Here is a 9,384-nt window from a genome sequence, read left to right on the forward strand (position 1 = left end):
AAATAACTAAATAACTAAATAACTAAATAACTAAATAACTAAATAACTAAATAACTAAATAACTAAATGCGCATAAACAATCCCTTTAATTCTAGCATAATAATCGACTGTTTATTATACTAGTTAACTATAGTACGATATATAATAATTTTTGTCACTTAAAATTTTATACTATGAAATAATAACTTAAAATAAATGTTTTTATTATTTTAAACTATATTATTATATTTATAAATTGTGTATGAATTAAGTCTCCCTAATTTATAATATATGCGTAATAATTTTAGTATAAAATTGTCATACATAAGAAATCTATTTGCAAAAGAATATAAAAAAATAGAAGAATATTGTATTCTTGAAAAAAAGCAACATATTCAAATTGGCCCTGAAGAAGGAAAGCTATTAAGTTTATTTATAAAAATCCAAAAAATCAAAAGTATTGTTGAGATTGGCACGTTATACGGTTACTCGTCGATTTGCATGGCAAAAGCTCTACTAAAAGACGGTCATATATATACAATAGAAAATAATCCTCAACACTCAAGAATAGCAAAAAAAAATTTTAGTGCTTTTAATCTAAGTGATAAAATTACTCTAATAGAAGGCGATGCACTGGAAAAAATTAATGAATTATCAGCAAAAGCACCATTTGACATGATATTTATTGATGCTGACAAAAGTAGTTATCCTAAGTATTTAGATTGGGCAGAGTCATACATTAAACAAGATGGGCTAATCGTTGCAGATAACACTCTACTGTTTAACACAGTATTTTTAGAATCGCCTCCAAAAGAAGTATCAGAAAAATCATGGCATGCCATGAGGGAGTTTAATAATAGATTATCAGATGAAAAAAAATATTTCTCTATATTGATTCCAACTGATGAAGGAATGACTGTAGCTTTAAAGCTAACATAAGTTAAAAATCAAGGTCAGCATAATGTTTAGGAGGGATTAAACCAGAAATCCTCTCTAATAATATCTCACGAAAACAAGGCTTTGATTTAACAATGGAGTACCATTCTTTTAAAATTTTACTTTTTTCCCATGGAAAACTACTTACATAATCCATTACGGAAATATGCGATGCTAAAGTAATATCAGCTAAAGTGAACTTATCAGTTGCAAGCCAAACGTTCTTGTTAATTAAGTGTTCGGTGTATTCCATATGGCAAGGCAGGTTATGCTGAGCTGCATGAAGAAATCTAGAGTCAGGGCTGCGGTTAGTAATTACTTTTTCATTCATAATATACTTAGTAACTTCATTGTAAAATTTGTTATCGAACCAATTGATTAGAGCGCGTATTTTAGACTTAATAATAGTGGATGAACCAAGTAATTTGACGTCGCTATTGTAAGTCTCTTCTATATATTCACAAATGGCATTACTATCCGCTATTACAAAGTTATTATCTATTAACACTGGTACTTGCCCGGTTGGATTGATCTCCATAAATTCATTCCGCTTTTCCCACGGATTTTCATACACTAGATCACAGCCTAATTTTTTTTCTTTTAGAAAAGCTCTAACTTTTCGTGAAAATGGACAAAGAGGAAAATGATATAAAATCATAATGTTCCTCTTTTGTTATACCAATATCCTTTTTTTGTTACTCTATGGCTTGACCTACAACTGTACGAACTTTCTTTGTAGTCCACAGAAGTTTGCGTAGCAGGTAGTGTCATGCAAGTAGCTGACACTGGAATCCAGTTCTTGTTATACAATTGCCTAGTGCGCTCATTTACAGTTAAGTTTTCTGGATCCAAGTAGTCAAGCACTGGGATGACATCCTTTTCGGTAAAAATTGCTCTTATATCACAACATTCATACAGCTGTATGCCTAGGCACTGGGATGACATAAATAAGCGCTGAAATGACATAAATAAACATTGGAGTGACAATCTTGTAGTGACTTGCATGACAACTAACTTTTTGTTTACTTCAAAATAGCACTGTAAAAAATTTAACATATCAAATTATAGAGCTAATATAGGATATACCTTGCTAAATAAAAAAAAAAGTATAATATTTTATAAGGTATGCAGGCAAAAACTCTGTAATTTGGTCAGATCAGAAATGAAGCAGCCATATCAGAACCTTTTTGGGTTGCATACCTATTTCATTATTTGTTTTATCCGAGGCTATGAATATAGCATTAAAACATCGTCCTAGTAGCTTCAAAGATCTAGTAGGTCAAGATATATTAGTGCGTGTATTAGAAAATGCTTTTATTTTAAACAAAATCCCACAATCTATACTGCTCTCTGGTAGTAGTGGAGTTGGTAAAACCACCACTGCAAGGATAATAGCTTTATGTTTGAATTGTTCCCTGGGGCCAATTTTTGAACCTTGCGGATCATGTGAAAATTGTCTAGCAATAAAAAATTCAAGCCATCCAGATGTAATTGAAATCGATGCAGCAAGTCACACTAGCATTGACGATATTAAAGTAATCCTGGGAGATATTTGCTATTCACCTATAAGCTCTAAATTCAAAGTCTACATTATAGATGAAGTACACATGCTATCTAGCAGTGCATTTAACGCATTACTTAAAACCCTAGAAGAGCCACCATCTAGTGTAAAGTTCATTTTAGCAACTACGGAAATAAAAAAGATACCAATAACTATTATTGCACGTTGTCAAAGATTTGATTTACACAACATTCCTGTAGCTAAAATAGTGGAACGTTTAAATGATGTTGCACAAAAAGAGAGTTATTCCATTGAAAAGGGAGCATTAGAATTAATTGCACGACACTCTGGAAATTCAATGCGTAACGCCTTGTTTTTGATGAATCAAGCAGTGCTATATAGCAAAGATGGTGCAATATCCACTAAAAATGTGACAGACATACTTGGCCTAGTGGATAAAGATATTATATTCGATCTATTAGGGGCAATATTAGAAGGTGATTTACAGAAAGCTCTATCAGTGTTTGACAAGGCGGTAAAAACAGCAAACCCACTTAGTATTTTTGAAGGTCTATTGCAAACAATTCAGTTAGTATGCCGTTTTTTGATTACAAAAGAGATTGATAATGCAGTTACAGAGCATGAAAAGAATAGGATAAAAGATTTAAGTATAAAGAGATCTTTAATATTTTTTTCGAGATTGTGGAAGATGTTGCTTAAAGGTATTCAAGATATAAAAACTTCAACATGCAACGATGTTGCTGCTGAAATGATGTTAATTAGCCTCTGTTATCTTTCTGATCTGCCTTCTCCGGAACAGGTGATCAAAAAAGTTCTTTCGCAGAATGTAGAGCAAGGAAATAGACAGGGCAGACCTGTTGCACCTTCCCCCTCTGTCATCCAAGTAGCTGACTACTCGGATCCAAAAAAATATGTGGAAAGTAAACAACAACCCCACTCTGTCATCCCAGTGCGTGACACTGGGATCCATGTGGAAAATAAACAACAAAATTACGATTTTGATAAGATTTTGCAACTATTAAGGCGAAGTAACCAAATTTATCTTTACAAACAACTGTGTAATAATCTACAATTAATAGATTGTAGACCTGGATATTTAAAATTAAAAGCTGTATCTAAGTTGGATAGTAATTTTTGCAATGATTTAAAAAATTACTTAAACCAGGTGACTCAGCAAGAGTGGGTTGTTGCAGTTGATACAGGTTATATAAACAGGGAAGTGAGTAATTTAAATTATGCACCTGCAGTTAAGGATATCCTTGACACGTTTAAAGGTGCAAAAGTAGTTAATATAGAAAATAAGGAGTAAGTTGTGGATTTTAGTCAAATAATGAAACAAGCGCAAGAGATGCAAAAAAAGCTTGCAGAAGCTCAAGAAAAATATGTTGGAAAAGAGTTTCAAGGTATTTCTGGTGGTGGCAAAGTTTCTGTATTAGTGGAAGTCATAAAAATAGGTAGCTATAAAGCTAAAAAGGTGAACATAGACTTAGAACTTATGAGAAATGAGGAAAAAGATATAGTAGAGGATTTAGTAACAGCAGCGTTTAATGATGCCGTTAAAAAAGCAGAAGAAGATATGGCGAGTGCAACTTCTGATCTTGCAGGTATGATGGGTTTACCATCTGGGTTTAAACTTCCTTTTTGAATTTACTACTGAAGTTTCTTTTAGTGTAAGTATTTTTTTTCTAATATTCCCAACGCTAGTACTTCTTCATATAATGTACCTATACTAGCATAGCCCTACGTCATACCGTGATTCATTCCACAATTGTACAAACATTGCAATATGGCACATAGTAAACGATGTCATTCCAGTCTGGAATCCAGCCTTGCCGTAATCTCATCAAGAACATTGTGTTTTAACATAAAACGGCTACTTTTATGCTTACCAACTTAATAAAATTCCTGGATCCCAGACTGGGATGACAAGAAGATGGTACTTGGATAAGAGGCATTGCCCTCCTGGTAGGCCCAAATTGCAATGTTCGTACAGTTGTGGATTTCTCATCCGCTAACAAGCAGCGGAATGACGAGGTCTTTCGATAGTAAATCTTACCTGTGTTAGCTATACCAAAAAATCAAAAGTCGTATTTATTCATTAATAAAATCTTTGTCTTCTCCTAAAAATTAGTTAAAATGTAGAATATTTTGTGTTATTAAGTTAGCACTTGACTTAACTTTAGTTGTTACTTAGACTGCTAAAGTGGAATTTTAATTTTTTTACGAGGACAATTATGCATTATAAAAAGTTTTTTTCAGCAGCCGCTTTAGCAACGTTGCTAAGTTTATCAAACTCTGCTTTTTCAGATCCTGTTGGTCCAATAAGTGATGAAGAAACTAGCTACTACGTTCGTTTGCAATACAACGGTGAATTTTTACCTCTTTTCACAAAAGTTGATGGTATTACCTATAAGAAAGACAAGAGTGATTACAGTCCATTAAAACCATCTTTTATAGCTGGTGGTGGTGCATTTGGTTACAAAATGGACGACATCAGGGTTGATGTTGAAGGAGTTTATTCATACCTAAACAAAAATGATGTTAAAGATGTAACATTTGACCCAGCAAATACTATTGCAGACAGTGTAACAGCAATTTCAGGATTAGTGAACGTGTATTACGATATAGCAATTGAAGATATGCCTATCACTCCATACATTGGTGTTGGTGTTGGTGCAGCGTATATTAGCACTCCTTTGGAACCCGCTGTGAATGATCAGAAAAGTAAATTTGGTTTTGCTGGTCAAGTAAAAGCTGGTGTTAGTTATGATGTAACTCCAGAAGTCAAACTTTATGCTGGAGCTCGTTATTTCGGTTCTTATGGTGCTAATTTTGATGGAAAAAAAACAGATCCTAAAGATTCAACCAGACAGGTTACTGATGCAGGCGCATACAAAGTTCTTTACAGCACTGTTGGTGCAGAAGCTGGAGTAGCGTTTAATTTCTAGTCTATCTCAGTCTTGTTATCCCAGTGAGTTTTTTCTTGCCATCTAAGTGGCATGACACTGGGATCTAGAAAAAAGAAATGTGGATTCCAGTGTCAAGGCACTGGAATAACACTATTTGCTATGTGTTTAAGCTATAACGTTTACCATTGTACTGGTAGAATATCATCTAAGGTTACATAATGTTATCCAATTAGCTAACACTGCGGCCTACTGTCTCCAAGAAATTAGATGGAAAATTTGTACTTTTTTCAAATCAAAGCTTGAATTTTTGCTGGAAAATCAATATATTATATGTATGAAGTTTTGATTTAAGTTGTTATGTTGACCTCAATGGCAAACTTATGTGTCGATAGCAGAACCAATCTCATGCAATATATTGCTAGGGTGCAAAAATTTCCTATGCTGTCTCAAGAGGAAGAGGTACGATTAGCAAAAAATTGGAACCAATATAAGGATGTTTCTTCTGCTCATAAATTGATTACCAGCCATTTGAATTTGGTAGTGAAAATTGCAATGAAATTCAAAAATTATGGGCTATTGTTGATGGACCTGGTTATGGAAGGAAATATGGGTTTAATGCACGCAGTGAAAAAGTTTAATCCTGATTTAGGGTTTCGTTTTTCAACTTATGCAGTGTGGTGGATTGAAGCTTCAATAAAAGACTTTATATTGAAATCTTGGTCGTTTGTGAAAATAGGCACAACGCAAGCACAAAGAAGATTGTTTTTTAGTTTACGTAAAATAAAAAAAAGAATTTTACAGTATACAAACAGGGAAACTTTAAATAATGAAGAAATAAAAGCAATATCTAATGAGCTTTCTGTATCCGAAGGAGACGTTCTGCAGATGAATTACCGTATGGCTTGTAAGGATCAGTCGCTAAACGATTGCATAAAAATAGGTGATGACTCTAAAAGGGAGTTGCAAGATATGATCCCATGTAACTTGGTCAGTCAAGAAGTAACCTATCAGAATCATGAAGAAAAAGAATTAAAAGAAACAATTTTAAACAATGCACTAGCGAGTCTCAACGAAAGGGCAAAAGACATTTTTATCAGTAGATATTTGTCTGAAAACATTCAAACTCTGGATGAACTTAGTAAAAAATATTGTGTTTCAAGAGAAAGAATAAGGCAGTTGGCTGAGCAGGCGATGGCTAAGGTAAAACAATATATACAATCTGAAAGTTTGAAATTTGGTTTGCATGCGTAGTTTTTTTATATTTCTAATATTTTTTTCGATAGGCGCTTTTGCATCGGTTAGTGATGTACAATTGAAGGAAAAATATAAAGATTGGCTCGTGTATACTGCATTGGAAGATGGAGAGAAAGTATGTTATATTGTATCCTATCCTAAAAAAAAAAGCGAATATTATACAACCAATCGCAAGCCGTATGTAATGGTTAGTTATGTTGATAAAAAAGCAGATGAGGTAAGCGTTACCTCTGGTTTTCAGTATGATAAGGAGCCTGTAGCTCTCAATATCGACAAAAAAATTAAATATACACTGCCCATAATACAGGGAAGTTTTGCGTGGGCAGAGCATACAAAAATAGATCAAGATCTCATTCTAAAAATGAAGCAGGGATTATCAATGGTAGTTAATGGAAAAACAAAAACAGTGACCATTGATGATACTTATTCCCTACTTGGTTTTCAAAAAGCGTATCAAAAAATGCATGATTTATGCCATACAAAGTAAATTATTGTAACAGAATACCCAGCTATAGTATAAACTAGACTACTCTTTCAATGGAAATATAAATAGCACTTTACTTTATATGGGATGTGGATATCATTTAAAATGTATTTTTGAGAGTTAGCAATGTCAGAGGTTGCAGGTGTAGATACAGAAATCAAAAAGCAAAATTCTGTGTGCGAGCAGATGCGTTTTAGCGTGAGCCGCACAAGTCTTTTAAATACATTATCCAGAGTAAGTGGAGTGGTTGAAAGGCGTAATGCAATAGATGTTTTGGCGTGTATAAATATCAAAGCACAACACGGCAGCATAAAATTAATGGCAACTGATCTTGACATTTCAATGTTTGCCTCACTTGCTGCAACCGTATTAACAGAAGGAGAAGTAAAAATTTCAGCGCATACTTTACATGACATAGTGAAGAAGTTACCCGCTGATTTGGATGTCAATTTTGAAGTAAACAACCAAGGAAAATTATTGATGTCTTGCGGAAATGCAAACTTTTCTTTACCGAATGTAGTTTCAAGCAGCTTTCCTGCTCTTGAAGAAGACAATTATAAACATGATTTTACTCTACTAAATACAGACCTGATAGACTTATTAACTAAAACAAAATTTGCTGTATCACTAGATGATACAAGGTATAATTTAAATGGAATATATCTACATACAGATGAGCAATTTCTGTACTGCGTTGCAACTGATGGCCATCGTTTATCATGTATAAAGAGGCCAAAGCCTGGGAACATCAATGGCGAATTTGGTGTGATCATTCCACGTAAAACTGTTATGGAGCTGTTAAAAATATTGGACGATTGTAATGAAATTAAAGTAAAACTCTCAGACAGAAAAATCAAGTTTACATGCGGTGAATATATTCTAATATCAAAATTAATAGATGGAACTTTTCCAAATTATAAAGCAGTTATTCCAGCATCTCAAGATAAGCATATGATTATTGAAAGTAAAAAACTTTCAGACGTTATAGATCGAGTTTCCGTTGTTGTATCTGATAAAGTAAAATCTATTAAATTCTCACTACAAGAAAAGCTGCTAACTCTGCATTCAAACTCCCAAGAGTGCAGTGATGCAACTGAATCCATAGAAGTGGACTACAATGAAGCCCCTATAGAAATAGGGTTCAACTCGCGTTATTTACTTGATGTTCTATCCTGCATAAAAAATAAATGTAAGTTTAGCTTAGCCGATGGTAATAGTGCTACAATTATCACTGATGAAGACGATTCAAGTGCATTATATGTAGTAATGCCAATGAGAACTTAAACTCGTCATCTCGCTGCTTGTTAGCGGAATCTGGAGATACCGTGGCGGTATGGCACTTATTTCACTAGCTTTTATTAAATTAGTAATCTATCTTTACCAAATATAAGCCAAAAGGTGGTGCAGTAACTCCAGCGGCACTTCTTTTGCATTGGTTTAATATATTTAGCATTTCTTGCGGATTGGTTCTATTTTTTCCAAATTCAACTAAAGTACCCACAATAATCCTCACTTGGTTATGTAAAAAGGAAATAGCAGATATTTTGATGTGTATATGATTCCCATTTTGTATTATATCGATATCATCAATTGTTCTTATCGGATTTGCGGCTTGACAATCTTTTGAACGGAAACTTGAAAGGTCATGTTTTCCAAGTAGATGTTTAGCAGCTTCACGCATAATATTTACATCAAGTGGGCTAAACACTTGCCATACATAACCCGTCTCCAGAGCGGCAGGAGCATAGCGATTAACTATTCTATATTCGTAATATCTTTTTTTTGCTGAAAACCGTGCGTGAAAAGCATCATCTACAACTTCTGCATTAAGCACGACTATAGGAATTGATTTTAAATGATAGTTTATTGCATTCCTTATTCTATAAAGCTCAAATGCCTTTTCCATATCAAAATGAGCAACTTGTCCTAAAGCATGAACTCCTGCATCAGTCCTGCCACCACAGTACAAAGTAACTTTCTCACCACTAAAATTAAATATAGCATTTTCTATCTTCTCCTGGATTGAGTTAGCAGAGTGTTGCTGTTTTTGCCAACCAGAGAAATTACTACCATTATATTCTACCGTTATTTTGTATCGCACTGCATTACGAGGTTGTCCGGAAACTAGTAAATTCAAGCATATTCCCTCTTTAACATAACCCTACTCATAGCTAGGTATATGAAATTCTCAGTGGATGTTGTGAGTAAATCATACTCCTTCGATAGCCTTCTATTCCTATTAACCCAAGCAAAAGTCCTTTCTACAACCCATCTTCTTGGCTGTACTTTAAACCCTTGTT

At 33.9% G+C, this 9,384-nt stretch carries 10 protein-coding genes, 1 other RNA gene and 1 pseudogene; 8 read left to right on the plus strand and 4 right to left on the minus strand.

Features of this window, described 5'->3' with window-relative positions; genetic code table 11:
* Window positions 1-270: 270 nt before the first annotated feature.
* A complete protein-coding gene (locus tag OZD62_RS02105; protein WP_010081993.1) occupies window positions 271-918 on the plus strand; it encodes an O-methyltransferase in 648 nt (215 codons plus the stop codon).
* A gap of 1 nt (window position 919) precedes the next feature.
* On the opposite strand, the gene OZD62_RS02110 is transcribed toward OZD62_RS02105, so the two are convergent.
* The gene (locus tag OZD62_RS02110) at window positions 920-1,573 is read right to left on the minus strand and encodes a glutathione S-transferase family protein (protein WP_010081992.1); all 654 of its coding nucleotides are present in this window, start codon (window positions 1,571-1,573) and stop codon (window positions 920-922) included.
* Between the two features lie 107 nt (window positions 1,574-1,680).
* Window positions 1,681-1,797: pseudogene (locus tag OZD62_RS02115) on the minus strand (WPE palindromic element domain-containing protein); the annotation flags it as partial.
* A 232-nt stretch (window positions 1,798-2,029) separates the two neighbouring features.
* Between OZD62_RS02115 and ffs the strand changes: the two are divergent.
* From ffs to dnaN, 7 genes are all read left to right on the plus strand, one after another.
* An RNA gene (gene ffs / locus OZD62_RS02120) (signal recognition particle sRNA small type) lies at window positions 2,030-2,129 on the plus strand.
* Between the two features lie 15 nt (window positions 2,130-2,144).
* A complete protein-coding gene (dnaX, locus tag OZD62_RS02125) occupies window positions 2,145-3,746 on the plus strand; it encodes a DNA polymerase III subunit gamma/tau (protein ID WP_275019336.1) in 1,602 nt (533 codons plus the stop codon).
* A gap of 21 nt (window positions 3,747-3,767) precedes the next feature.
* Window positions 3,768-4,082 (plus strand): YbaB/EbfC family nucleoid-associated protein, encoded by a 315-nt coding sequence (locus tag OZD62_RS02130; RefSeq protein WP_316658042.1) that lies wholly within the window; start codon window positions 3,768-3,770, stop codon window positions 4,080-4,082.
* A gap of 589 nt (window positions 4,083-4,671) precedes the next feature.
* On the plus strand, window positions 4,672-5,385 hold the full coding sequence (locus OZD62_RS02135) for a P44/Msp2 family outer membrane protein (RefSeq protein ID WP_138264894.1): 714 nt from the start codon (window positions 4,672-4,674) through the stop codon (window positions 5,383-5,385).
* 318 nt (window positions 5,386-5,703) lie between these two features.
* Window positions 5,704-6,597 carry an RNA polymerase factor sigma-32 gene (locus OZD62_RS02140; protein ID WP_038199346.1) on the plus strand — a complete coding sequence of 298 codons (894 nt, stop codon included), beginning with the start codon at window positions 5,704-5,706 and terminating at the stop codon, window positions 6,595-6,597.
* Window positions 6,590-7,087 (plus strand): invasion associated locus B family protein, encoded by a 498-nt coding sequence (locus OZD62_RS02145; protein ID WP_006279310.1) that lies wholly within the window; start codon window positions 6,590-6,592, stop codon window positions 7,085-7,087. The genes OZD62_RS02140 and OZD62_RS02145 overlap by 8 nt, the downstream gene beginning before the upstream one ends.
* 123 nt (window positions 7,088-7,210) lie before the next feature.
* Entirely contained in the window at window positions 7,211-8,368 is a 1,158-nt protein-coding gene (gene dnaN, locus OZD62_RS02150; protein WP_038199350.1) for a DNA polymerase III subunit beta, read from the plus strand.
* 79 nt (window positions 8,369-8,447) lie between these two features.
* Here the strand turns inward: dnaN and truA are convergent, their stop codons facing one another.
* Both truA and OZD62_RS02160 read right to left on the minus strand, forming a co-directional pair.
* Complete coding sequence (gene truA / locus OZD62_RS02155; protein WP_275019338.1) at window positions 8,448-9,185, minus strand: tRNA pseudouridine(38-40) synthase TruA; 738 nt, start codon at window positions 9,183-9,185, stop codon at window positions 8,448-8,450.
* A gap of 32 nt (window positions 9,186-9,217) precedes the next feature.
* The coding region (locus tag OZD62_RS02160; RefSeq protein ID WP_275019324.1) for a transposase at window positions 9,218-9,384 on the minus strand (167 nt) is incomplete at its 5' end.

The sequence above is a fragment of the Wolbachia endosymbiont of Drosophila seguyi genome, assembly GCF_028981765.1.
In the GTDB taxonomy this organism is placed as follows: domain Bacteria; phylum Pseudomonadota; class Alphaproteobacteria; order Rickettsiales; family Anaplasmataceae; genus Wolbachia; species Wolbachia pipientis.

Coding starts and splice junctions, on each gene's coding strand:
- OZD62_RS02135 (WP_138264894.1), top strand. CDS start 4,672: ATGCATTATAAAAAGTTTTTTTCAGCAGCCGCTTTAGCAACGTTGCTA.
- OZD62_RS02145 (WP_006279310.1), top strand. CDS start 6,590: ATGCGTAGTTTTTTTATATTTCTAATATTTTTTTCGATAGGCGCTTTT.
- OZD62_RS02110 (WP_010081992.1), bottom strand. CDS start 1,573: ATGATTTTATATCATTTTCCTCTTTGTCCATTTTCACGAAAAGTTAGA.
- OZD62_RS02140 (WP_038199346.1), top strand. CDS start 5,704: ATGTTGACCTCAATGGCAAACTTATGTGTCGATAGCAGAACCAATCTC.
- OZD62_RS02130 (WP_316658042.1), top strand. CDS start 3,768: ATGAAACAAGCGCAAGAGATGCAAAAAAAGCTTGCAGAAGCTCAAGAA.
- dnaN (WP_038199350.1), top strand. CDS start 7,211: ATGTCAGAGGTTGCAGGTGTAGATACAGAAATCAAAAAGCAAAATTCT.
- OZD62_RS02105 (WP_010081993.1), top strand. CDS start 271: ATGCGTAATAATTTTAGTATAAAATTGTCATACATAAGAAATCTATTT.
- dnaX (WP_275019336.1), top strand. CDS start 2,145: ATGAATATAGCATTAAAACATCGTCCTAGTAGCTTCAAAGATCTAGTA.